Below are 25,513 nucleotides of genomic sequence, written 5' to 3'. Positions count from 1 at the left end.
ACCATGCACAAATCCCTCAGACAAAACCAAGAATCTCCGGTGTTAGACGATGCATGATGCTCTCAATAAACTCCTGCGGAATATGAGGAAGCTTCGTTCCCTCCACTAGATCATTGATATGGTACATAGCATCTAGCATCTTCTGCGTCCCAAAGAACGGATAATCTGACCCAAACAGTATTTTATCTTGCACCCCGTATTCCATAGCAGATACCAGGGCATTGTAGAACTGCCAAGGCCTGCTTCCTAACGCAGAAACGTCCATATACAGGTTAGGATGCTTACGCACCAATGAAATACATTCATCAATCCAGGGATGGCCCATATGCGCCACAATCATCTTCAGCTTCGGAAAAGCACGGGCAATCGGATCCAGCATCGCCGGCCTTGATGCATCTAGATAACCCTCCGGTACAAAAGAGGTTCCCTGATGCCAAAGAATAGGAACATCTAGCTGTTCTGCTTTGGCATAGAGGGCATAATGCTTGGGATCATCAGGATAAAAATTCTGATAAATAGGTGCAAGCTTCAGCCCTTTTAGCCCCATCTCACGAATCGCAGTCTCAAATTCAGCAACACAGTCCAGATGATTGGGATCTACACTCGCAAAACCGAATAACCGATCTGGATCCGTGCGACAGTAATCAGCGACATACGCATTAGGTACAACAAGTCCAGTTGCATGCGCAGCCATCGCCAGTACGATAGCACCAGAGAAGCCTTCCAAATTACGCCGGTGCTGCTCGGGGGTTGCTTCGATATTCATATCCGAGCCCCAAGCTCGTTTGATCGCCTCATCCGTAGGCCCTGAGACCATTCCCGGTCCAAACAAATGAGTATGACAATCGAAGATCATCCCCAGTCCCTCCTATTCACTAACCATCGTATTTGTAATGGCACCAAGCTTCTCAATCTGCACTGTGATCACATCACCAGCTTGTAAATAAATCTGTTCCTCTGCCGGGTAACCCATCACGACGCCTTCCGGTGTACCAGTCAGAATGATATCTCCCGGTGAAAGGGTCATGCACTGGGACACATAGCTAACAATCTGCTTACAATTAAAAATCATGTCCGAAGTGTTGGAGTTCTGACGTAGTTCGCCATTCACTGTACACTGAATATCGAGCTGATTAGGATCACCCACTTCATCTGCAGTGACTAAGTACGGCCCAATAGGTGAAAATTTATCGCAAGACTTTCCTGCTAGCCATTGACTCGTCCGCATCTGTAAATCACGCGCCGACAAATCATTTGCAGCACAATACCCGAATACATAATCCAGTGCTTCTTCCTCAACCACATACTTCGCAGTTCGGCCGATGACGATGCCAAGCTCTGCTTCGTAGTCCACCTTGTGGCTGGCCCTCGGAAGCGGAACCTCCGAGTCATGTCCGGTCAGTGTATTGTTAAATTTATTGAACAGGATAGGATACTCGGGAATAGCCATCCCAGTCTCTTCGGCGTGCCGGCGGTAATTCAGACCAATACAGATGATTTTCCCAGGATCAGTAACGCAAGGGCCGAAGGTCAAATCTTCAACCTGCTTCAGCCAGGATGGATTCACATCTTCATCAGGCAACTCATTCACAAAAATCCTCAGTTGGTTAAGTGCAGCCTCCCCACCATCAAGCAATTGCTTAACCGTTACTGGAACCTCAACCCGAGTGGATAATGCAATCTGTGCCGCCTCAATATCCACCACACCACGGTCGGTTAGAACGCCCATATGATCAGCCTCTTTTTGCAAAAAGGTAATTAGCTTCATCTATAAAAATCTCCTTTACTTTATGCATTTTTGCCGAAGACAAGGCCGCCATCCACGTATAGCGGTGAACCCATTACAAACTCAGACTCATCGGAGGCGAGAAACAGTGCCGCCCTGGCCACATCCTCAGGTTTGCCGAGCTCACCGCTAAGCTGTCTGCGCTTAATGGCTGCAACCGAAGCCTCCGGATCCAGAGACGCCTTCAAATAACCTTCTACAAACGGAGTCATAATCGTACCGGGCAGCAGCGCATTTATTCGAATGCCGTAAGGCGCATAATCGACTTGCATTGCTTTGGTTAAAGATAGAACTGCGCCCTTAGAAGCACTGTAGGAAGCACGCTCTGCAACTCCGATTTCGGCGATGCCAGAGGACATATTAATGATAGAACCCTTCTTGCTCTTCATCATATAAGGAAGAACAGCCTTGCAAGTTAAGAACACACCTGTCACATTGACCCGCATGACCCTCTCCCACACTTCCTCGGCAACCTCATGCACGGTACCTACACCACTGATCCCCGCATTATTAAAGAGGACATCGATTTGACCAAAAGCTTGGAATACCCGATCAGCCATTCCAGTAGTACTGCTTGCATCGGTAACATCACAGGGGATGAACAGCGCATTTCCGCCCGACGCCTTTATTTCAGCGACAGCGGCCTTTCCTGAATCTTCTTGGACATCGGCAATGACTACCGTAGCTCCTTCTGAAGCAAATAATACGGCTGTGCTTTTTCCAATTCCCGAGCCTGCTCCGGTGATAATGACGATCTTATCTTTGAGTCGCATCGCTTTGCCTCCTCATCCTACTCCTTAGCTTGAAATTTACCGGGCCGCAGACCACTCACCCCTGGCTTAGCCATAAACAATCCGCCTGCAAACGGATAATCTCGCAGTTCCTTCTCTTGCATCCCTATCCTTGCAGTTGTAATGTAGAGTTCCGTTAGATCGTCGCCTCCAAAAGCGCAGGAGGTCACTAGAGGCGCTGGAACTCGAATGACTCCAAGCTGTTCACCTGTATCAGGGTTCCATCGAGATACACAGCCACCGCCCCAATGGGCGACCCAAAGCATGCCTTCACGGTCTATTGTCATTCCGTCCGGATATCCACTCGTTGTAGGAATTTGAAATGCCATTCTTCGGTTATTTATCCGTCCAGACGCTTCCTCGTAATCAAACACATCCACTTGCCTAGTCGGCGTATCAATATAATACATCTTGCTTCGTGCGTAATCCCAAGCCATTCCGTTTGAGCAGCCGATGCCGGACAACAATTGGCGGGTGATCCCATCAGACTGCACGACGTAGAATCCTCCGGCTTTCGGCTCATCGTTCATACTCATCGTTCCCACCCACAGTCGACCTTGTCGATCGCATTTCGCATCATTCGCTCTGTTGTGTAGAAGATCCGCTTCTATTGAAGTCAGCAGGATCGGAGATCCTTCAGCTTTAGAGAGGTAGACCCCATCTTCCATAGTCAATAGAATTCCTCCTGTTGTCGTAGGAATAGCTGCACTGACCATTTGTTCAAAAGAGCGAACGACTTCATCACCAGTGATCCGGTCGTAGATTCTAAGCTTCCTACCTGTTATATCGACCCAATATAATTGATTGGATTCGGCATCCCAATGCGGCCCTTCACCAAGCTCAGCCTGAGCATCAATCATCAATTCTGCCTGAAATTCTGTACTTTCCAAAATATTCACTCCTTCTTCTATTTACAGCTCACTACCATTAGCCAAATGCCCGCCATCCACACGAATGGTTTCTCCAGTTACATAAGAAGCTTCGTCAGAAGCCAGAAAAAGAAATACATTAGCAGCTTCCCTTATCGTTGCCGCCCGCTTCATCGGTGTGTGCTCCGAATACGCTGGGAGCTTCGAAGCTTCGCGCAGCTTACGGTCGAGAGGGGTATCCACAAATCCCGGTGCTACAGCATTTACGCGAATTCCATAAGACGCCAGCTCCACTGCCATCGATTCGGTTAGCAGTATAACAGCTGCCTTAGAAGCATTATAATGCGCGAGCTCGGAGCTTGCTGACAGACCATTTTTGGAGCTCATGTTAATAATAGAGCCTCCGCCGCCCTGAGAAATCATTTGCCTTGCGGCAAGCTGACCGATTAAGAAAACAGCCTTTACGTTGATATCAAATACTGCATTCCAATGCTCAACCGAGATGTCGAGAAAGTGTTCACGAAAGGCAATTCCGGCGTTGTTCACTACAATATCTATCCCGCCGAATCTTTCAAAGGCTCGGGCAACAGATTGTTCCAGCTGTGCCACATCGCGAAGATCACAAACCTCCACTGCGGCTTTTTCACCATAATCCTTCATGGTTTCCAGTGCAGTAAGAAGCTCACCCTCACTCCGGTCCAGCAACACCACCTGAGCACCTTCTTCCAGAAATCGAAGGGCAATTCCTAGTCCAATTCCTCTTGCTGCACCTGTGACCAGCGCTCTTTTGCCAGCCAGCCTCATGTTTATCACCCCCTCAGTTCTTGATCAGAGCACCCCGTATTTATCATAGACCTGCCGTAAGGTATATCCTTCGAGCAGTTCATCGCGTGTATGGTTCTCACGAGTCACCTTATCCATAGCCAATTGGAACACTTCATCGATGATGCCGCCCGGTATCACAACGATACCATCACGGTCACCAAAGATCACATCTCCGGGATGGACCATCACGCCACCGCATAGCACTGGAATGTCATAATCAATCACAATCCCACGCCCTTGAGAATCAACAGGTTTGGTCCCGGTAGCAAAGACAGGAAAGCCAAGCTCCAGAATTTTAGCAGTATCACGGATTAGTCCATCTACAATGGCTCCGCGGCCACCTCTCATTTTGGAAGCCGTAGACAATAACTCTCCCCACAGACCGTTCTGCCGCGATTCATTCGTACAGCCGATGACAATCTCACCGGGCTTGACGCTGTCCACCGCTTCAATCTCCTTCGTGTAAGGATCTTCCGGCAAATGATGAATATCCACAGACAGAATGGTCTTTGCTCTTCCTGCGACGATCCAGGTAGGATCTATCGGGTTAATATTTTCACGCATCACCTGATTACGATAGCCCAATTGATCCAGCGTATCAGAGATTACCGCAGAGTAGAGCTTTTCACACATACTGTCGAACAATTCCTGATCTTTCATAGGCGGTTCCACCCTCCTCAAAGTTTTCTGCTCACAGCTTCCTCATTTTTTTAAGCGCACCGGTTGGCCTGCATGAACAGATTGATAAGCAGTAAGCGCGACCTCTGTGGACCTTAGTCCGTCTACTCCCGAAATCGGCACCTCCGCCCCTTCTAAAAGCGCCTGTACAAAAGCCTTCAGCATTAGTTCATTCATATCATCACCCCAAAAGGACCAGGTCCCTTTACCAGATGATCTTCCGTATACATTGTTTTTTTGGTTAAAAGCATCAATGGAAATGACTCCTTTAGTGCCGATAATTTCTAGGGTCACATCCCCCCAGGTCGGGAAGCCCGGATTGCGCGACCAGCTCGGATCGAGCACGCCGAACACACCATTCTCAAAAGTAACATGCACCATTCCGGCATCATCGATCGTCCGCTTGCGCTCTGGATCAAACAAGGTATCCGCATAGGCATACACCTGTTCTACAGAAGAACCAGAGAACCAGTTCATCAGATCCATCACATGCACAGTATGATCTAGAACAGCACCGCCCCCCGATAGAGCTTCATCAGAGAACCATCTCGGTCCTGGAAAAGAACCACGATTCGTGCCTTTAAAAGCAATAATCTCACCAATATCGCCGCGATCTAGTGATTCCTTAGCCCGAACAACCGGAGTGAGGAAGCGACAAGGAAAGGCTGTCATAAGCTGTACTCCTTCTTCAGAGCATACCGAAATCATGCGTTGCATTTCTTCTACCGATAGGCCAAGAGGCTTCTCGCACAGTACATGCTTGCCCGCTCGGGCCGAAGCGATGGTTAACTCAGCGTGATAGACATTTTCTGAGCAAATAATTACGGCATCTATATTCGCATCAGACAGAAGCTCCTTGTAGTCAGCATAATAGGGAATCGAATGACGTTCTGCGAGCGCTAGCGTTCGCTCCGGCACCTTATCAGCAATTCCACCAACCGTCACTTCAGGCATGTGCAGTAAACTAGACAAATAGTCAAAAGCATGCGCGTGCGCGAAGCTGATCATGCCAATATTCAAACGGCTCATAGAATATCCCCCTTCACATCAAGCTTCACTGGTTGATGGAGTATTACCGATTGCTGAGCAGCTTCAGCCCAGCGTACAGCTTCCAGCGCATCCTGTGCTGTTACTATCGGCTCTTCCCCACTTGATAGGCAGCTTAGAAAATGCTCCAATTCCTCATAATACGGATCCTTCAGCAGCACACTCGAAGGTGTCTCCACAAATCCCGATGTAGAACCTGTTGTAATCGATTTGCGAATATGCAGACTTTCGCCATCGCCGGTTCCGCCTGAAATGATTCCTTCCGCATCCGCATATTCAAAGGAGGAATGGAATGACCCAGGATAACCCCAGAATGCTTCAAGCTGTGCAATGGTTCCATTCTTAAACCGGAAAGTGGCTGAAGCATAGTTTATTTCTTTCGATTGATGCTCGAACGCATATACTTCTCGGGCTTCACCAAAAGCCCCACGAATGTAATCAATATCGTGAATCATTAAATCCATAATGACACCGCCGCTAAGAAGCGGGTCCCGAAACCACGCTTGCACGTTACCAGGATGCGATCCCGCCCGTTTAGCATGGTACACTCCGCCTTGATCACTGCCAAGCTGCTTTATTCCCTCCGCAAGCTGTCTGTATGAAGGAAAAAACCGAACGACATGGCCCACAAACAAACTCACTCCGCGCTCGCTGCAGTAGCGAATAGCTTCTTCTGCTTCCTGCGAAGTGAGTGCGAGCGGCTTCTCACAGATTACATGCACGCCATGATCAGCAGCTATCCGTACCAGGGATACGTGTAAATAGGTCGGCACTGCAATACTGACCACCTCTGGCTTCACCTGCTCAAGCATCTCTTGTACGGAAGTAAAATAGCTAACGCCCACTAAATTCCCTAACACCTCAGCGGCTTTTTCAACGATGTCACATACAGCTACAAGTTCTACTTCGGGCATGGACTTGTAACGGTCCGCATGAACAGTTCCCATACCGCCACATCCAATGACTGCTGTCCTAATCAATTCACTTCACTCCTTGCAGATTGTGTTTTCCTTTACAGAAGAATATTAGCTCCGCTTACCCGACTTTCGTTGGCCGCTTCGATGAAGCGAATCAGCTCTAGCGTTAAAGAAGGTCGTACCGGTGGAGCATCCCCTCGCGCCATAGCTATAAAGTTCTTCAGTAATTGCTGATGTCCTGCGTTGTAATTTGCTCCGAGCGCGTTAACTCCGTTACTGCCCCGTTCACGGTGCAGTACGATATAGAAATCTGAGCCGCCTGTACGGTTCCCGCGAATCGTCCCGATTCGCCCGTCCTTCCACTGACCGACTACCCATTCTTGCATATCGTTACAGATGACACGTACCGAATAACAGCCTTCTCCAAGTGCGGCATATAACATCTCAGCAGAATGAATTCCGTACCAGAACAACCCCGGTTGTGTCGGCTGGAAATCAAGCGGTCCAGAGCAATCCGCTCCAAGGATTGCACCTGCACTTTCATCCCCTAAGAGAGCTACCAGCGGTCCACCGAAACGGAGCATAGAGCTGGAGAAAAATGGCGTTCCATACCTCTCCGCCATTTCCACAATCGCCTTCGCATCTTCAGAAGTAACCGCTAACGGCTTGTCAATAAATATCGGTTTTCCGTAAGGAGCCAGCACCTCGAACTGTTCCTTGTGCACTCTCCCATCTACAGAAGTCAGTAGAATCGCATGGGATCTCTCCGCAACTTCTTCTATAGAATTGAGCAGTTCAACACCATATTGTTCCTGCAATTCACTGCTAATTAGGCTTACTCTTGAATAGCTTAGCTCGAAATCAGGAGAACCTCCCGGATAACCGCAGTGTAGCCTGCCACCCGGAATATACAACGGATGGGATACATCATTTAGCATTGCCGCGAATATCCTGCTATGCGAAGTGTCCATACCAACCATACCAATCAGCAGCTCTTCCATTTCAACAACACCTCTTATTCGGTTGGTAACAACCCCATAGAGTGACCTGCTTATTTAGAAATTAGACGTTCTTCTCTGAACCTCTCAAGTAATTCCATGTATTCTTTTCCAACTTGTTCGATGCTGTAAGTAGTTCTGGCTTTCTGTTCTCCTAAGGACTTCAAGCCTTCTCTCAGGCTATTCTGCTCCAGCAGCGCGCTCAATCTATTCACACATTCCGCTTCATTGCCTGATTCGTACAAGGAAACACTCAACGGACCATCCAATAATTCCGGCAACGCCCCTACACTCGGAACCACTACGGGACAGCTGCAGGCCATCGCCTCCAGTACAGTCATTCCAAAAGATTCATTAATTGTGGTACTAACATATAACCCGCCACTCTGCGCGACCGATGAATAATAGCGATGCATCTCATCGTAGTCCACTTTGGGAATCCACTTGAAATGCTTAATCCCCTGTTGTTCTACCTTTACCATCAGCTGTTTCTTGATCTCATCGGGAGCAGTATATCCCCCAACAAGCATAAATTGCAGCTCTGGTATCTTGGCATTCAGCTTTCCAGCAATGTTCAAATAGGACGACCAGTTCTTGTGATCATCCAGTTTACCCACCCACAAAATAGTGACAGGCTCCTGCTCAATCCCCGCTTCATATCGGAACAAATCGGCATCCAGACAATTATTAATATGATAAGCACCCGTTATCCCGATGCTGTCCAAATAATCCTTCATGTAAGCGGATGGAGTGATCACATAGTGAAAAGGCAGACTATCTTTCGTTGCTGCCAACTTCCGCAAGGGTTCGGAATAGGTGGTATGTACCTCATGAATAATAACCTTTCCCTCTTGTACAGGCCCAAGCGCTTCATACAGCTCGTAAGTATCAATAGTAATAATGACATCGAAATCATAGACTTCCATGTAGCGCTTAATCTCTTCAACCGTCCCCAGAATTCGGACATGCTCGTATCCCTCAAAAGCGCTCGCCCCGCCGTAATCCTCTAGAAAGGCAAAATGCACTTCCGAATGCTGACGCAAAAATTTAAATCTATTCGCAAGTTGAGTGGTTACCCCGCCCAGAATACAGAATTTATAAAAATATAATATTCTCATCATCCTTCCACCCTTCACCAAGGATAGTGCAGACCTATCTAGCCCATCCAATATAATTCTGTAGTTCTAGCAAAATATAGATCGCCCTCACGGTCCATCGTCAGCAGCCGCGCATCGTCATTAAGCACCTCAAGCTCCTCACTCAGTACATCAAACTTGAACAAGCGATTCATCGATACGCCGTAAAGCATGCCTTCCTTATAGAGCAGTTCATTACCGCTACGCCAAAAATGAGTCACAACATTCCAGTCCATGGGGAACAATGAGTAAGTTTTTACAGTACACTTAAGCTGTGGATCGAACCGAAATAACTTACCTGCCGTCAAACCCCAAAGCTGCCCTGCATCATCTAGAACCAAAGCAGAAATAGCCCTTTCCCCTTGCAACGGTACACCTTCCCATACTTTGCAGCGCTTCTCCATATCCCATATCATTAGAGAGGCATCCGCACGCTGGGGAGCAATCCCAAGTCCGCCCCAAACAGACCCTCCTGCAAACAACAGCTGATCTCTACTGACCAAGGATACTACACTCTGCTGCGGCAAAAGATTTCTGAACACCTCACGTGCACCGCTAGCAGGATTGTACAGTGTCAACGCTCCTCCATGCCGACCATAGGAAGGAACCGTTCCAATCGCGAGCTCTTCTCCTGCCCAAGCCCAAGCAAAAGGGCGGTCCTGCTCCTCTTCCTGTAAGGAAAATAGCAGTTCTGGATTCTCACCCGGCTTCCAGTCCCTGTTCGGGTCATACTTAAAAATATTTGCTCGCGGATAAACGCCTAAATATAAACAACCACTTCCAGCTATCATCCCTTCGGTCTGGCCAATGCCCCGATATGAAATGATCTCGTCGGCTGCCTTATCGAATCTGGCCAGCCCACCTGCGAAATACCCTCCGATATAAAGAGCATCGTCAGGCCCGTAGGTCATGGACTGTAAATGGACCGATTGACCTTGCAGACCGAAGTCCATCACCATATGTCGATCCGTCACCGGATCGTAAATCCAGCAACTCCCGTCCCTGTATACACCAGTTAAGCAGCGTGCATTCGGATTTAGAGCATGGTTATTCAGCCATCCATAGTCTCCCGCCGGCTCCGGCATAGCTAGGGAAGTAACGAACAGGCTTCCAGTCCGGATATCATATCGCTGCAAATAGTCATCTTTAATGAAGTACACATTTCCCAACGCATCCGGCGGCGAAACACTAAGTCCACTCACATGATCCAGAGTTTCGCCCCACGCCTGTAGTTCCAGATCATAAATGTACAATTTTGCAGACGGTGTGATCCGGGCAAATAGCTTGCCCTGAACGATATTTAAGTCATAGACCAGCTGTTCACCCTGACATTCATCTGGCATCCCAATTTCCGAGCGTTCACCCGAAGCCGTATCCAGTACAACAATATGTGGGGTTTGTGTTCCAACTCCCACATAGAGCTTACCGTTCCATGCTTCCATAGAACGAGCATACTGTTCTCCAGTCACCATTACCCCGTAATCTCTAAACACTGCTGTCACTGGATCATACTGGAACACTTTCCCACCAGGATAACATCCTCCATAGACCCTTCCTTGTTCATCCGCTGCCAACCGCCACGTATAGAATTCACCGGGAATCATCTCACCCAGGTTCTCCACACCATTTTCATGAGTGAACCTGTACAAAATGCCGCTTCCCCCGATATACACTCCGCTAGTTGTTAAGACTACACCCCAGCAATGATCCGAGCCTTCGAGCGCATAACGTTCTGGCGCTTGTTCGCCGCTAGGATCCAGAACAAACAATATGCATGGACTACCAGAAGAAACAGCATATATCCGGTCTGCTCCTTGCCATGTTCCATAAGCCGTGGCCCAAACCGCCACACCGTCCAGTGGCTCACCGATCCGCAGCGTCTTCATCTGCTCCCGCCTTCTTTTGCCAGCTGTTCCTTCACCTTCACTTCCGCCCCAGAAACTGCCGCAGGATAAGCTAATACTGCTCCCAACAAATCCACTGGATCCTCTGCATAACGCCTAAAGGCTTCTTCACAACGCTCGACCGGGAATATCGCACTAATTAATGGTTTAACCTGAATATCGCCTTCGGAGATTAACCGAATATATTCAGCCATATTACGTCCTTCTGTCCATCGTACGTAGCCATAAGGGTAGTCAATCCCCTGCCGCTCATAGATAGGATCATATCGTCCGGGACCGCCGGCTCTAGAAATCAGCACTTGAGCTTCCTTACCGAACATCAGATCACGAGAGAAATCCGGTTTAATATCTCCAACCAATAGTACCTTTCCGCGATCCCGTACCCACTCTAGTGCTTGATCAATAAGGTCGCCGGTTTTGCCGCCTGCACAGACGATGACTGCATCTGCTCCCATGTCCTCCGTCAGGTTAGCAAGATGTTCCTTTACCTTCTCTGTGCTAGTAGCGATATGTCTAATCCCCAATCTTTCGGCCATCTCACAGCGCTCTGCAAGTAAATCATAGACAATCACTCGGCATCCTGCCGCCTTAGCGATCTGCGCAATCAACTGCCCAAGAATTCCGGCACCGATCAATACAAGTGTCTCTCCAAACTGCGGTGCAACCTGCCTTACCGCATGTACTGCAATAGCTCCAAGCCCTACTGTCGATGCTTCCTCCGAACTTACATGATCAGGAATGGGCACCATCAGATGCTGAGGCATTAGCAGCCATTCTGCATGCTTCGCATAAGGACCGCCGTAACAAGCTACCCGAAGACCCTCAGGCCAGTGCTCCATTCCTTTCCCACGTGTTCGGATTACACCTGCTGCACTGTATCCAAGTACAATTTGTTGCGTACGGTGCAGGCCATTCATCATCATTTCCGTTCCGGGGCTAATTGCCGAATATTCAGTCTGGACTAGTACAAATCCATCTTCAATGACTGGTGTCAGAACATCCGACATGCGAATCTGTCCTTCCTGAGATATTACCGCCTTCATATGTCTTCTCCTCCCGACTGCTTCAGAAACGATTCCGTCACATGCAGCATCTTCTCTATGGGTGTTACTCCTTCAACGCACCGATCATTACGCCTTTTACAAAATATTTCTGTAAAAATGGATAGATCATCAGAATGGGAACGGTAGCAATGATTATCGTAGCGAATTTAATAGATTCACTGATCCGAAATACCTCATCTTGGGTAACACCTGCCAGCATATTTTGCGCAGAGGATTGAATCAGGATTTCTCTCAATATCAATTGGAGCGGGAACAAATTCCGATCCTGTAAATAAATCATGGCCGAGAACCAACTGTTCCAGTGGCCTACGGCATAAAAGAGGGTCATAACCGCCAGAACCGGCATAGAGAGCGGAAGCACGATCCGCAGCAGAATTCTGAAATCATGGGCGCCGTCTATTTTGGCAGACTCTATTAAACTATCAGGGATAGACTGAAAGAAAGTCCGCATCACTATCAAATTAAAAGCACTAACCGCACCAGGTAACAGCAGCGCCCACCGTGTATCATACAAGCCAAGCTCACGGACATTCAGATACGCCGGAATTAAGCCACCACTAAAAAACATCGTGAACACAATAAAAGCCATTATGACATTTCTCCCCTCCAGATTCTTTCTGGACAGAGGATAGGCACCAAGTGTAGTAAGCACCAGATTAATCAACGTACCGACAATGACATAAAAGAAAGTATTTCCGTAAGCTGTCCAGACCCGCGTATCCTCAAATACCAGCTTGTAAGCATCCAGATTAAAGCCGATTGGAAAGAAGCTTACCTTCCCCGCAGCAATAGCATGTGCATCGCTGAATGAGGAGACCAGCACGTACCACATCGGGTACAGGAACAGGAAAGAACACAAGATTAGAAACAGCACATTGCAGCTGTCGAATATGATTTCACCCATACTGCGTTTCACAACCATTGTCTACCCTCCTAAAAGTTTTGTGAGCTATTCTTCATTGAAGTTACTTCGTACAAAACTCGCATCGGAAGTTATGCTTACCATAGGCTGCTTTCAGTTGTTTTTCGGCTGATCCGATTAGCTAGCACGAGCAATGTGAAGTTAATTACAGAATTGAATAATCCAACCGCCGCAGAAAAACTATAATTCGCTTCCATCACACCTCGTCTATAGACAAATGTTGAAATAACATCCGCAGTGACGTACGTTCCTGGATTGTAGAGCAATATAATTTTGTCCCAGCCCACATTCAGCAGGGTACCGACATTCAGAATCAAGAGAATTAGGACCGTAGGGAGAATCCCAGGCAACGTTATATTTGTTAGCTGTTTCCATCGCCCTGCTCCATCTACAACTGCAGCTTCATACAGGCTCGGATTGATACCAGATAAAGCCGCTAAATAAATAATTGAATTCCAGCCTAGGCTCTGCCACATGCCAGAACCCACATAGATCGTTCGAAACCATTCCGGCAGAATCAGGAACTGGATAGGCTCAGAGATCAGGCCAATGCCAAGCAACAGGCTGTTAATAATTCCTCCGGGCTTTGTGAAATCAATAATCATCCCGCAAATGACGATGAGCGAAATAAAATGCGGCAAATAAGACACGGTCTGCAGAAAGGACTTCAGCTTCTTGAGCCGCAGCTCATTGAGCAGCAGGGCAAAAGCAAGTGAAGCAGGAAAAATGAAGATGAGCGAGTAGAAACTCATTAAGAAGGTATTTTTAAGCAGTCTGAGAAAATAATAGCTTTCGAAAAACTTCTCGAAATTCTTGAAGCCCACCCAAGGACTATCCGTGATCCCCAAGTAGGGATTGAAATTCTTAAAGGCAATGATCGCCCCATACATCGGCTTGTATTCAAAAATCAGAAAATACAAAACCGTAGGGAGTAACATGAGATACAGATAGCGATTGGAGGCTATCCGCTTCCAGGGAATCGGACTCCTCTTGACCGGAAGCTTCCTGCTTTCAACTTTAGCGACTTTTACAGGTACAGCCATATAGTTCTCCTCTCCCGGACACTGGCGTTAGTCATAGCTGTCATGCGGCGAGCGGTCACTTAGAAATCTCTGAACCGCTCGGCCCACGACAACCTCTTACAAGCTGAATCATTTCCCTTTAAATCGCTCGTATGCAACCTGATACTCTTTTAGCACATCGTTAATCCCCATCTTCTCAAGCTGCTTCATCACTTTGTCATAGTCTTCAATCTTTTGGCGCCCCATGATCATGGCATTAATTGTCTCTGCTACATAGGTCTGAATATCAGCCATCAAAGGAACAACTACATCGTTTTCCTCTGTTGTGAATTGGACTGGAGGCAGCTTGCTATCAAAATCAATATAATCACTGTATAACTCGAGTGGATTTTCCGTCTGTCCGTTAGCTTCTCGGATCTGCTCAGCATATCTGGTATCCGCTACTGTAGCCCAGCTTCCGCCCCCGATCGTATGGTTCAGCAGTTCCTGTGTATTCGTGAGACCATTGGTTGGATGAGTCACTTCTTTCTTATAAATAGGCTCTCCGTTTACCAGATCATAGGACTTGCCTTCAACCCCAAAGTTGTTCAAAAGAATGCCTTCCTCTGAGTATTGATAATCCAGCCATTTCATCACTTCCTCAGGATGCTCGGTCCGCGAGGAGACCGCCAATCCGTGTGCTGCTGCCTGCCAGCGGAAGGAGACATGACGTTGATCACCGTTTGGTCCTTTTGGTGGAATGGCCGGTGCAATTTTGAAGGTCGGATGTTTACCCTCCATTAAAGTAGTAAAGTTCCCCATGTAGGAACCAGACCAACCAAACCATGCCCCTGCCACATCAGTAGTCACTTTCTCAGTCAAGGTCTGGAATGTGGTATCTACCAGATAGTTCGGGTCGAGCAATTGTTCATCGTAAAGACGGTGCAGATAGGTTACGACATCCTTGAATTTCGGATCGTTCGGACCGTATTTCACTTGGCCGTTATCCACGAAGAATCCGTAGTCAACACCAAAGGCAGGAGCGAATAACATCATGATATTTTCCAAGTTAACTGTGACTAGTGGAATTTCATCCTTCTTGCCATTTCCGTTGGCATCCTGCTCCCTAAATGCTTTGAGCATGTTATACCAATCTTCCGTAGTTTCCGGCATAGATAGACCCAGCTTATCGATCCAGTCTTTACGCACTTGCGGGAACATTTGAGTGAGATCCTGTGAATCAAGAACGAGATTAGGTAGGTAAAAAATGTGGCCTTCAGGCGAAGTGATTTGTCCCCGGATATCCGGGTTGTCGTCGAGGATTTTCTTGAAGTTTGGCGCATTTTTCTCAATTAAATCTTCCAGAGGAAGCAGCGCGCCTTGTGTACCATATTTTCCGGAATCCGTGCCCCATAGATCATTGTAGATGATGTCCGGCAGCTTCCCAGATGACATTAATAGGCTAAAGGCTTCCGCACTGGCTTCCGTACTATGTTGAAAGTCGATATGAATGTTAGTGTTCTCTTCCATTTGCTGAAAGGATAATTTCTCATTAAAATTAGTTCCTCTAAAATTGCCGCCGCTTGGTGACCAAAGTGACAGTTCTAGCTTATCTGAAACAATCGGGAGCTGAAGACCGCCTACTGTTTTCCCTTCCTTAACGGGAGCTTGCGTAGCCTTCTGAACCTCCGCAGTAGGATCTGCGGTATTGCCCGTTTTAGTATTCGAACCGCCGCAAGCAGATACGAGCGTCACTAGTGACAATAGGACAGGCAGCAGCAGAGCTAATTTCCTTTTAGCAACATTCATAATTCAACCCCCTATTAATAACTAAAAAATAAGATAATCATTATGATATATTCACTAACATCAATCAGAAGGAATCAACAATACATTAATAAATTTTTAAATGAGTGATTATTCTGCAAACAACCTTTTGTAGGGGATATCCTCCTTTCACTACCCTTTTTTCTCCTTAAATTAGACGAAAACATCTGTTCTGACTTCTTTTTGATTTACATTTCAGAGTATCAGATCTTTTATTTCACCAATCTGATATATATCTGATGTATTTTATTATATTTTCCAGCCTACATGATGTCAATATAATAATAAGAAATATCTCTAATAAGTGTAACCTTATATAACATGTACCTGTCGCAAAATGTAGAAAACCCTCAAATTTAATAGAAAACGCTTACAAAATTACCTATATATAAACGCTTCAAATAAGCCGACTCTGATCTTATACAGATAAGATATAGCGCGCAATATATACTTTTTTTTCTGAAAAAAATGCGTAATAATGGCCTCAAAGCACCATCATCACGCGTTTCATTAATTTTACAGAGAACATCAATCTCAAGAAAAAAGGTCTAAACCTTCTGATCGGCAGCATCCTGTTCCGAAATCAAGACACTCAACTCTTCATGAAGTGTTTCCTCATCAATCATCTTTGACCAATAAGCGTTCAACAACTTACGAAAGCTCTTTAGAACAGCAATAGGAAGCCCTAAATCTTTAAGGTAGGAGAAGGTTGGAAATAGCTCTCTGTACATCAGATATCTCGAAGGACGATTCAAATGATCCGCCGTGCTCATCTCAGCGATCCGCTTTCGAGCTGGAATACTTACTGTGCGCTCCCGAATAATTTTCTGTGCTTCTACGGAAGCAAGGAAGTTGACGAATTGACGAGCCGCTTCCTTTTGTCTTGAATTCCCGACCACAGCTGCTCCGATCGTCACCAATAGCGTCTTCTGTGGATCTTTTGATTTCAGCCTAGGTAACGGTGCAAGATCATAATCGAGCGTTAATTCCTTAAATTCATTTAAATTAAAAAAAGTCGTCAGAATCATCGAAACCTGCTCTTGGACAAACAATGAGATCGTCTCATCTTCATGATTGCCAGCAAGATATTTCGGGAAAATCTGATGGTTATTCACAAGCCGACTATACACACTAAGGCTATTAGCCGTCTCCGGACTAAGCGTACGGTGCTCGATCCCGTCTGCCACGGTTTGAATACCGCTCTGCAGCAGGAATACAGAATAACGATTCTCAGAAGCAGGCACAAAATAAATGGCATGTCGTCCACGTTTCTCCGCCAACTGACGAGCCGCCTCAATCAAGTCATCCCAAGTCCAATAGCTGTCCGGCTCTGGCAGATCCGCTTCCCGAAAATGGGCCTTGTTGTAGCATAGCACCACGGGGGAGAATGAAATCGGATAGGCATACAACTGCTCTTCATGATAAAAAGCTTCCGTCGCAATTGGATATAATTCAGGATCAGGCTCAAGCGATTCCAGTAAGTCCGCTGAACCATTTTCAGCCAATTCCTGAAATTGCGTGCTATTCAGCGATACAGCATCGAGCATCCCATTATTGATCAACTCCACCGCAGAATTCACATGGTCAAAATCATTCAGAGCCAGCGGAAGAATATGAATACCGGGATGCAGTCGATGAAATTCACCAATTAGATCATCCAGCAGAAAGTCCTTGGACAGCGAGGAGCTGCAGCCAAAATGAATACGGATCCTCTCCTGCACAGACTCCATAACCTTACTGCCGACACGGTCGATTTTGACAATAAGACCTTCCTGGACAAGCACATCCAGCCCTCTTCTGACCGATTTATTACTTAACTCAAATTGCTTAGCTAGTGTACTCTCTGCTGGCAGATAAGCACCTGGCTGCAGCACTCCACTTAGGATATCCGTACGAAGCTTACCCACCATATGATCGAGTCGCTCTCGGAAGGAATGACGACCTGATTTATTATTCATGTACAATTCTCCCCGAAAAATCCAAATTTACATCATCTCCCTCTTATTTTGCGTCAGCTCTGATTTGAAGTCAAATAAAAATACCCAATTTCCCAAAAATTTTAAGTTAAGTAAATTCCCCTCTGCTTCAGCCGAGAGATGTCATGGGTGAAGGGCTGGAACTTCGTGTGCACCCTTCCTTTAATTCAATAATTAGAAAAGCCACCTGATTAGAGGTGGCAAACTTCCAAATTATCTTTACGTAAGAGATTTCGCTATGCTAATTGTGTAATAACGAGATGTGCTGAAACAGATCTTGTTCCTCCAGCGAGAGGAGTAATAGTATGTGCAGTGGAATTACCAGCTGGATTCCTAACTGTCAGTATGGTGTTAATGACCGTTGTTTGAACTATAGCCATTTCTACAATTTCTGATGTACCTGTCGCACGTCCAACTACCGTATAGGCGAGATCTGCGCCATTAAGAGTCAAGATGAGTTGGCCTGCTTCCGTTACACTAACCTGAAATAATACCTGATAAGTCCCTATTGCTGCTAAGTTAAAAGAACTAGGACCCGTTCTTGCAATTGTCGTCCCGCTGGTAGGGCCATCTTGAGGAAAACTCACGTCTGTTCCCGGTGCTACAGTTGCTGCATTATCAGGGGGCATCAGGGCAAAAAAATCAGCAAAGCCTAGTACTCCTCCTGCTGCTCCGGTTGCTCCTGCGACTCCTGGCGCACCGGTTGCTCCTGCTGCTCCTGCTGCTCCCGGTGCTCCGGTTGCTCCAGTTGCTCCCGCTACTCCTGGCGCTCCGACTGCTCCCGGTGCCCCGGTTGCTCCGGTTGCTCCTGCTGCTCCTGCTGCTCCCGGTGCTCCGGTTGCCCCAGTTGCTCCCGCTACTCCTGGCGCTCCGACTGCTCCCGGTGCCCCGGTTGCTCCGGTTGCTCCTGCTGCTCCCGCCACTCCCGGTGCTCCGGTTGCCCCAGTTGCTCCCGCTACTCCTGGCGCTCCGACTGCTCCCGGTGCCCCGGTTGCTCCGGTTGCTCCTGCTGCTCCCGCTACTCCCGGTGCTCCGGTTGCCCCAGTTGCTCCCGCTACTCCTGGCGCTCCGACTGCTCCCGGTGCTCCGGTTGCCCCAGTTGCTCCCGCTACTCCTGGCGCTCCGACTGCTCCCGGTGCTCCGGTTGCTCCAGTTGCTCCTGCTCCTCCCGCTACTCCCGGTGCTCCGGTTGCCCCAGTTGCTCCCGCTACTCCTGGCGCTCCGACTGCTCCCGGTGCCCCGGTTGCTCCGGTTGCTCCTGCTGCTCCCGCTACTCCCGGTGCTCCGGTTGCCCCAGTTGCTCCCGCTACTCCTGGCGCTCCGACTGCTCCCGGTGCTCCGGTTGCTCCAGTAGATCCGGTTGCACCTACAAAACCTTGAGGTCCTATAGCTCCAGCAGGACCAGGTATACCTTGTGGACCCTGAGGACCTAGGAGTCCTTGTGTGCCCGGTACTCCTTGCTCCCCTTGAGGACCAACGGGTCCCGCTATACCCTGTGGACCCATTGCTCCCGCTGGCCCAGGTTGACCGTGAGGTCCTTGGGGTCCTGGGGGGCCACCGGCGGGACCTCGAGGCCCTTCTGCTCCTTCGAGTCCTCGTGGTCCTTGGGGTCCCGGTACGCCTTGGGCCCCTTGCACTCCTTGGATCCCTTGTGCTCCTTTAGGTCCTGTAGCACCAACGACTGTTGGAGTGGTAACGTTCACTTCAGGCGGAGGACATGTGACTTGCACAATTTTCTTAATAACTTTTCGACGATGTTCTTTTCTTTTTCTTTTCGAAGGATATACATTGGCGATTTTTTTCTTATGACATTTTTTATCGTCTGGACAACTCAATACGTACACCTCCCTATAAAGATAGTTCAGTGTACGCATCTTATTAATTTTAGACATGGACCAATAACTAGTTTTTACTAGACTAGAATCCATATCCAGAAAAAAGGGCTACAAATATAGGATGTCGCCCTTGAGCATACTACAATGTCCACACCAATTTGGATTGCTTTTCGTATTTTATTACTAGGACAACTGACACTTCCCTATTAGACCCATATCTATGATTTGGGTCTTTTTTTTATTTTTATTAATTCTACCTCAAACTCAGTTTATATCACTTAATTCGCTTTCTGATCTCATAAAAAAACAGCCCCCAAACCCTGGGAGCTTCTAATAATCAATTATTATTTTTTGTCGACAGGCTTACGAATCGCATTGCCCACCTTCACAAGAATATCAGACATCGAAGCCTCATCATTTACATCATAATCATCAATGTTCAAACGAAGCACTGGGCAAGCCGTAAACTCGTTAATCCATTTCGAATATCTGCCATGCATATGCTCCCAGTAGGAAACATCCGTTTGAATTTCCATCTCACGGCCACGTTCATTAATTCGGGTCAGGATGGAAGGCAAGCTGCCTTCAATATAAATCAGCACATCAGGGTGCGGGAAGTATGGCGTCATAACCATAGCTTCATACAGGCTGGTGTAGGTTTCATAGTCTGTTTTGGACATTGTACCTTGATCTGCATGCATTTTCGCAAAAATACCGGTATCTTCATAGATGGAACGGTCCTGAACAAAACCACCGCCGAGTTCGAACATCTTCTTCTGCTCTTTAAAACGTTCAGCAAGAAAATAGATTTGCAAGTGAAAGCTCCATCTCTCAAAATCATGATAGAACTTTTCGAGATAAGGATTGTGATCAACCTGCTCTAGCGAGGTTTGAAAATTAAGTCTTTTGGCCAAGGCGCCTGTTAAAGTGGATTTCCCCACCCCGACAGTTCCAGCCACGGTAATTATGGCGTTTTCCGGGATATGATATGAATTCATTTCATTAGCTCCTTTATATAAGAGACAATTTCAGTGAAGTGTTCTGGATTCTCCACGAAATCGACTGCATTTCCATCAATGGTAATAATTACGGTCGAAGGCTCCTGAATTGCTAGAGAGGCCATCGCGTCATCATAATCTTTAATTAATTGCTCCAAATACGCAGTATCCATCCCCTCTTCAAAGGGACGCCCACGTTTTTCAATTCTGGTTAATAACGTATCTAAATTGGCTTTAATATAGAGAATGATATTCGGCTTTGGCAGGTCATCCGTAAGCACATGATAAATTTGCCGATACTTCTCACGTTTCGTTCCGTTCAGTGTTCGTTCTCCAAAGATGAGGTTCTTATAAATATGGTAATCCGAAATGACCGGGATCCCTTTATCTATGTACTGTGTAACGGTATCTTCAAGCTGCTTATACCGATTACAAAGAAAAAACATCTCCAGTTGAAAGCTCCAATCGTCCATGTTCTCATAAAATTTAGCCAGAAACGGATTCTCATCGACAATCTCTTTAATGATCGGTAAATTTAATTCCTCTGCTAGCATAGAAGCTAATGTTGTTTTGCCAGCCCCGATTGGGCCTTCTACTGCAATAAACGGTGCATGTTTCATTGACGCTGACTTCCTCCTCAGATACGAACCTTTCAATAGCATTCAAGCATAAACGCCTTCGGCGTCCTTACAAGAACGGTAAGTTTAAGCGGGAAATATAAGAACAAAGTATAGTGTGAAACTTATACTTTCTTTTATGTTTATAAAAACAGACTAAATTATTGTATCACATGAGACCTTTCTTGTGAGTGGGTAAATATGAAGAAACTTTTCCAGTAGTTCTAGCGTCTAAATGTAAGATAATGGATTATAGCGTGAACATATCAAAATTATCTAATAAAGAAAAGAGAGGTATTCCTATGAAAAAATGGCTCAGCATGGTTAGTGCTGTTCTAGTATTAAGCCTCGCCTCTAACGTAAGCGCAGCTGCAGCTGCAGAGAACCCAACCACGACTACCAACCTCACTTCGTATGGCGCGGATTATCTGACCAAAACAGATGGTTCCTTTTGGGTATGGGGAGGTAATCGCTCCGTCCCTACGCAAATCCATGACCTGAATGAGGTACAAGCATACTTTGGTTCACAATATGTAATGAAGAAAGACCTTTCGGTCTGGCAATGGAGAACATCGGCATACTCTGAAACTGTTAAAGTGACCCCCGTTCAAGAGCTAGACAATCTGGTCGATATATTCATGACGGGAAATAGAACGATAGCCCTTAAAGGAGACGGGACGATTCTAAGTGCCCCCCTTTCATCCGATGGACTCACTACCTCCGCGTTCACACCGGTTTCCGGCGTCGATAACGTGGCCGCTGTGGGCGGTTACTATGAGTCTGATCTTCATAAGAGCTGGACACGTTACGTGTTCTTAAAGAAAGATGGAACTGTTTCTACTACACGCGATGACTTCGAAAGCTTCGAAACCATCCTGAATTCAACGGATATTATTCAAATTAAAAACAATCTGGCACTTAAAAAGGACGGCTCCATATGGAGTTGGCCAGTCCAAGATTATTACAATAACCAAGGAGCTCCAATAGATCTATCTGCGACCCCTCTCAAGGGAATCAGTAATATTAAAAGTTTAAAAGGAAATCAGAACAGCCTATTAGCCATTGATGGAGCCTCTCAATTATGGTTCTGGGGCGCTACCATTACAGGTTCCTCAGACGGAACAACCTATCATGAACAACCACCGATTCTTCTAAAAGGGATCAAGAATGTAGTTGATGCTTACATCGTAGAGCGCTCTATTGTTGCGTTAACCGGGGAAGGAAACGTCTATCAAACTTCTATTGAGAACGAAATGATGCCCGCAGATTCAAAATTCACACTTCTCGAAAAAGAAGTAAGTAGCCTAAAGAAAGGCGGACGACATATCATCATGCAAAAGAAAGACGGCTCACTCTGGGGCTGGGGTGTCAATAAGGATGCACAGCTGGGCTATGGCGACTATGAATTCAGCCATGCCGGGCCCGTTCAAGTGCAAAAGCCTATTTCAATCTCCTTAAACGGAGAATCTATCCCACTCTCAAATGGAGTTATTACTCGAAACGGACAAAATTTCGTCCCGCTTCGATCGCTGTTCGAAAAATTAGGAGCCACAATTACCTATAAAGAGAACTTTACAGCTGCGAAAACAATAGATAAACAAATTATGATCACACGAGCCGCTACAGATAAACCGGCTCTCGCCATCAGTATTAACGGTGTAACTGGAGCGACAATGGTGAACAATACAACCGTAAATCTTCCTACACTACCCTTCATCGTAAACGGTTCGATGTATCTGCCACTTCGCTTTATAAGTGAGCAACTCGGAGCAAATGTGGAGTGGCTCCCACAGGAGGAGCGCATCGCCATCACGATGCAATAAGGAGTAATCAAAAAAAGGTGTCCCATCACGGGACACCTTTTTATTCTTAAGATAAACGTCCGCTGAAATCTTCGAAAGCGAACTGTTTGATTACTTTGATTCCCTCTTCTTCATTGTAACTAACAATGGAAGGCAGGTTCACGCCATTAAACATATGGTTCTTCACCATGGAATAATGGGCCATATCAAGGAATACGAGTCTATCACCGTATTTCAAAGGCTCCTTGAAAGAATAATCTCCGATAACGTCTCCCGCTAGGCAAGTCATTCCACCTAATCTGTACGTATAAGGATATTCTCCCGGTTGTCCAGCATCAATAATGTTCGGACGGTACGGCATAGCCAGCACATCCGGCATATGGCACTCTGCCGAGGTATCGAGAATCGCAATGTCCATTCCGTTATGCATCACATCGAGAACGGTAGCTACCAGATATCCGGTATTAAGAGCTACTGCCTCACCCGGCTCCAGATAGATTTCCACACCGTAAGTCTCTTTCATGTGCAGAATGCATTTGACCAGGGTCTCCAGGTCATAGTCAGGACGTGTAATATGATGACCGCCACCGAAATTAAGCCATTTCATTCCTTTGAGATAAGGTCCGAACTTCTCTTCGACTACCTTGAGCGTACGCTCAAGTGTATCCGAATTCTGTTCGCACATGGTATGGAAGTGTAGTCCATCAATGCCCTCAAGCTCTTCCGGTCTGAAGTTAGGGAGAGTTACTCCCATTCTGGAATAATTGTAACACGGATCATACAGCGGAACTTCGATCTCGGAATATTCCGGATTCACTCGAATGCCGCAGCTGATATGCTTCGGTGCGCTCTTTACGCGATCCTTGAATCGATTCCACTGGTCAAAAGAATTGAACACAATGTGATCGGAGTATCCAAGGAGCTCATCAAACTCACTATCTATATAAGCTGGTGCGTATACATGAACCTCTTTGCCCATTTTTTCATAACCAAGTCTGGCTTCGAACAAGGAGCTTGAGGTTACGCCATGCAAGTACTTCCCAACCAACGGATACAAGGAGTGCATGGAGAAGCCTTTTTGCGCAAGCAAAATCTTTGCTCCAGTGCGTTCCTGTACAGAATTCATAATCTCAAGATTACGTGTAAGCAATCTTTCATCTACAAGGTAACATGGTGACGGGACTGCGCTGATATCAATATCCATTTCTCGCGCCTTAGTCCAGCAGCGTTGGCGAGAAATCTTCTTGCCAAGGCAGACCATGTTTATTTAAAGCTTCCATGAATGGATCTGGATCGAACTCTTCAACGTTGAATACGCCTGGTTTCTTCCAGATACCTTTTATAATTAACATCGCTCCGATCATTGCAGGAACGCCTGTAGTGTAGGAAATGGCTTGGGAGCCAACCTCTGCATAGCACTCTTCATGATCGCAAACATTGTATACATAATAAGTTTTCGGCTTTCCGTCTTTGGTTCCTTGGATGATACATCCAATGTTCGTTTTACCTTTTGTTCTTGGTCCCAAGGACGCCGGGTCCGGCAAAATCGCCTTCAAGAATTGTAGAGGAACGATCTCTTTACCTTCATACATGATAGGCTCGATAGAAGTCATGCCAACATTCTCAAGCACTTTCAAATGCGTCAGGTAGTTCTGCGAGAAGGTCATCCAGAAACGGATCTTCTTCACACCCTTGATGTTAACGGCTAAGGATTCCAATTCTTCATGATACAAAAGATAAATATCCTTTGGTCCAATTTCCGGAAGATCGTATACCTTTTTCTCGGAAAGCGGTGCAGTTTCAATCCACTCGCCATTCTCGAAATAGCGGCCATTGGCTGTAATTTCACGAATATTGATTTCAGGATTAAAGTTTGTTGCAAATGGATATCCGTGATCACCAGCATTGGCGTCTACAATATCAATGGTATGAATCTCATCAAAATAGTGCTTTTGAGCGTAAGCTATGAACACGCCCGTTACACCTGGATCAAATCCACTACCAAGCAACGCGGTAAGGCCTGCTTTTTCAAATCTTTCTTTATAAGCCCACTGCCAAGAGTATTCAAATTTCGCTGTATCTTGTGGTTCATAGTTGGCAGTATCCACATAGTGCACTCCTGTTGCCAGGCACGCATCCATGATTGTCAGGTCCTGATATGGGAGAGCGACATTAATAACGACATCCGGCTCAAAGCTCTTAATCAGTTCAATGACTTCGTCCGTATTATCTGCATCGACCTGAGCAGTAGAAATCTTCGTGCGGCCTCCGGCTAATTTATCTTTCAGAGCGTCACATTTCGCGACAGTTCTGCTAGCTATGCAGATCTCTTCAAATACATCCGGGTTCTGGCAGCATTTGTGAACAACAACACTGGAAACACCGCCAGCGCCAATAATTAACGCTTTTCCCAAAATAAAAACCTCCTAAAATTCCATTTGCAAAATCAACAAGGCTGATTATACATAATATTTTTGAATAAATCAATAAAAACCGACAAAAAATGATGTTTATTGTGTA

22 protein-coding genes are annotated in these 25,513 nt (G+C 46.5%); 1 reads left to right on the top strand and 21 read right to left on the bottom strand.

Features of this window, described 5'->3' with window-relative positions; all coding sequences use genetic code 11:
* Positions 1-16: 16 nt before the first annotated feature.
* The 19 genes from ACDZ28_RS19095 to ACDZ28_RS19005 all read right to left on the bottom strand — a co-directional run bounded on the left by ACDZ28_RS19095 (position 17) and on the right by ACDZ28_RS19005 (position 21,194).
* Positions 17-856: an amidohydrolase family protein gene (locus ACDZ28_RS19095; RefSeq protein WP_375102521.1), complete on the bottom strand. Its 840-nt coding sequence runs from the start codon at positions 854-856 to the stop codon at positions 17-19.
* A 12-nt stretch (positions 857-868) separates the two neighbouring features.
* Positions 869-1,768 carry a fumarylacetoacetate hydrolase family protein gene (locus tag ACDZ28_RS19090; RefSeq protein ID WP_375102520.1) on the bottom strand — a complete coding sequence of 300 codons (900 nt, stop codon included), beginning with the start codon at positions 1,766-1,768 and terminating at the stop codon, positions 869-871.
* 20 nt (positions 1,769-1,788) lie between these two features.
* The gene (locus ACDZ28_RS19085; protein WP_375102519.1) at positions 1,789-2,559 is read right to left on the bottom strand and encodes an SDR family NAD(P)-dependent oxidoreductase; all 771 of its coding nucleotides are present in this window, start codon (positions 2,557-2,559) and stop codon (positions 1,789-1,791) included.
* Positions 2,560-2,576: 17 nt separating this feature from the next.
* Positions 2,577-3,467, bottom strand: coding sequence for an SMP-30/gluconolactonase/LRE family protein (locus ACDZ28_RS19080; protein WP_375102518.1), 891 nt, complete (start codon positions 3,465-3,467; stop codon positions 2,577-2,579).
* A 21-nt stretch (positions 3,468-3,488) separates the two neighbouring features.
* Entirely contained in the window at positions 3,489-4,250 is a 762-nt protein-coding gene (locus ACDZ28_RS19075) for an SDR family NAD(P)-dependent oxidoreductase (protein WP_375102517.1), read from the bottom strand.
* A 24-nt stretch (positions 4,251-4,274) separates the two neighbouring features.
* The gene (locus ACDZ28_RS19070; protein WP_042126195.1) at positions 4,275-4,931 is read right to left on the bottom strand and encodes an RraA family protein; all 657 of its coding nucleotides are present in this window, start codon (positions 4,929-4,931) and stop codon (positions 4,275-4,277) included.
* 42 nt (positions 4,932-4,973) lie between these two features.
* A complete protein-coding gene (locus ACDZ28_RS19065) occupies positions 4,974-5,978 on the bottom strand; it encodes a Gfo/Idh/MocA family protein (RefSeq protein WP_375102516.1) in 1,005 nt (334 codons plus the stop codon).
* A complete protein-coding gene (locus ACDZ28_RS19060) occupies positions 5,975-6,976 on the bottom strand; it encodes a Gfo/Idh/MocA family protein (protein ID WP_231574124.1) in 1,002 nt (333 codons plus the stop codon). The genes ACDZ28_RS19065 and ACDZ28_RS19060 overlap by 4 nt, the downstream gene beginning before the upstream one ends.
* Before the next feature lie 32 nt (positions 6,977-7,008).
* Positions 7,009-7,914, bottom strand: coding sequence for a Gfo/Idh/MocA family protein (locus ACDZ28_RS19055; RefSeq protein WP_042126191.1), 906 nt, complete (start codon positions 7,912-7,914; stop codon positions 7,009-7,011).
* Positions 7,915-7,964: 50 nt separating this feature from the next.
* Positions 7,965-9,032, bottom strand: coding sequence for a glycosyltransferase family 4 protein (locus tag ACDZ28_RS19050; protein ID WP_081954052.1), 1,068 nt, complete (start codon positions 9,030-9,032; stop codon positions 7,965-7,967).
* A 35-nt stretch (positions 9,033-9,067) separates the two neighbouring features.
* Positions 9,068-10,933 (bottom strand): WD40 repeat domain-containing protein, encoded by a 1,866-nt coding sequence (locus ACDZ28_RS19045; RefSeq protein WP_042126186.1) that lies wholly within the window; start codon positions 10,931-10,933, stop codon positions 9,068-9,070.
* Positions 10,930-11,994 (bottom strand): zinc-binding alcohol dehydrogenase, encoded by a 1,065-nt coding sequence (locus ACDZ28_RS19040; RefSeq protein ID WP_042126184.1) that lies wholly within the window; start codon positions 11,992-11,994, stop codon positions 10,930-10,932. The genes ACDZ28_RS19045 and ACDZ28_RS19040 overlap by 4 nt, the downstream gene beginning before the upstream one ends.
* A 64-nt stretch (positions 11,995-12,058) precedes the next feature.
* A complete protein-coding gene (locus ACDZ28_RS19035) occupies positions 12,059-12,937 on the bottom strand; it encodes a carbohydrate ABC transporter permease (RefSeq protein WP_042126182.1) in 879 nt (292 codons plus the stop codon).
* A 77-nt stretch (positions 12,938-13,014) separates the two neighbouring features.
* Positions 13,015-13,980 carry an ABC transporter permease subunit gene (locus ACDZ28_RS19030; RefSeq protein ID WP_081954051.1) on the bottom strand — a complete coding sequence of 322 codons (966 nt, stop codon included), beginning with the start codon at positions 13,978-13,980 and terminating at the stop codon, positions 13,015-13,017.
* 108 nt (positions 13,981-14,088) lie between these two features.
* Positions 14,089-15,747 (bottom strand): extracellular solute-binding protein, encoded by a 1,659-nt coding sequence (locus tag ACDZ28_RS19025; protein ID WP_339290196.1) that lies wholly within the window; start codon positions 15,745-15,747, stop codon positions 14,089-14,091.
* A gap of 566 nt (positions 15,748-16,313) precedes the next feature.
* Positions 16,314-17,723: an extracellular solute-binding protein gene (locus tag ACDZ28_RS19020; protein ID WP_042126177.1), complete on the bottom strand. Its 1,410-nt coding sequence runs from the start codon at positions 17,721-17,723 to the stop codon at positions 16,314-16,316.
* A 254-nt stretch (positions 17,724-17,977) separates the two neighbouring features.
* Positions 17,978-19,576 carry a collagen-like protein gene (locus tag ACDZ28_RS19015; RefSeq protein WP_375102515.1) on the bottom strand — a complete coding sequence of 533 codons (1,599 nt, stop codon included), beginning with the start codon at positions 19,574-19,576 and terminating at the stop codon, positions 17,978-17,980.
* A 344-nt stretch (positions 19,577-19,920) separates the two neighbouring features.
* On the bottom strand, positions 19,921-20,574 hold the full coding sequence (locus ACDZ28_RS19010; protein WP_339290192.1) for a deoxynucleoside kinase: 654 nt from the start codon (positions 20,572-20,574) through the stop codon (positions 19,921-19,923).
* Entirely contained in the window at positions 20,571-21,194 is a 624-nt protein-coding gene (locus ACDZ28_RS19005; RefSeq protein ID WP_042126173.1) for a deoxynucleoside kinase, read from the bottom strand. Before ACDZ28_RS19005 ends, ACDZ28_RS19010 begins: the two co-directional genes overlap by 4 nt.
* 299 nt (positions 21,195-21,493) lie before the next feature.
* Here ACDZ28_RS19005 and ACDZ28_RS19000 point away from each other — a divergent pair, with 299 nt between their 5' ends.
* Positions 21,494-23,014: a stalk domain-containing protein gene (locus ACDZ28_RS19000; protein WP_375102514.1), complete on the top strand. Its 1,521-nt coding sequence runs from the start codon at positions 21,494-21,496 to the stop codon at positions 23,012-23,014.
* Between the two features lie 46 nt (positions 23,015-23,060).
* On the opposite strand, the gene nspC is transcribed toward ACDZ28_RS19000, so the two are convergent.
* On the bottom strand, positions 23,061-24,197 hold the full coding sequence (nspC, locus tag ACDZ28_RS18995) for a carboxynorspermidine decarboxylase (protein ID WP_042126170.1): 1,137 nt from the start codon (positions 24,195-24,197) through the stop codon (positions 23,061-23,063).
* A 10-nt stretch (positions 24,198-24,207) separates the two neighbouring features.
* Positions 24,208-25,407 (bottom strand): saccharopine dehydrogenase family protein, encoded by a 1,200-nt coding sequence (locus ACDZ28_RS18990; RefSeq protein ID WP_375102513.1) that lies wholly within the window; start codon positions 25,405-25,407, stop codon positions 24,208-24,210.
* Positions 25,408-25,513: the final 106 nt, after the last annotated feature.

This window comes from Paenibacillus sp. RS8 (assembly GCF_041956825.1).
Classification (GTDB): Bacteria; Bacillota; Bacilli; order Paenibacillales; family Paenibacillaceae; genus Paenibacillus_AQ.
Note: the sequence above shows the minus strand (reverse complement) of the source record. Positions and strands in the feature narration are given on the sequence as shown.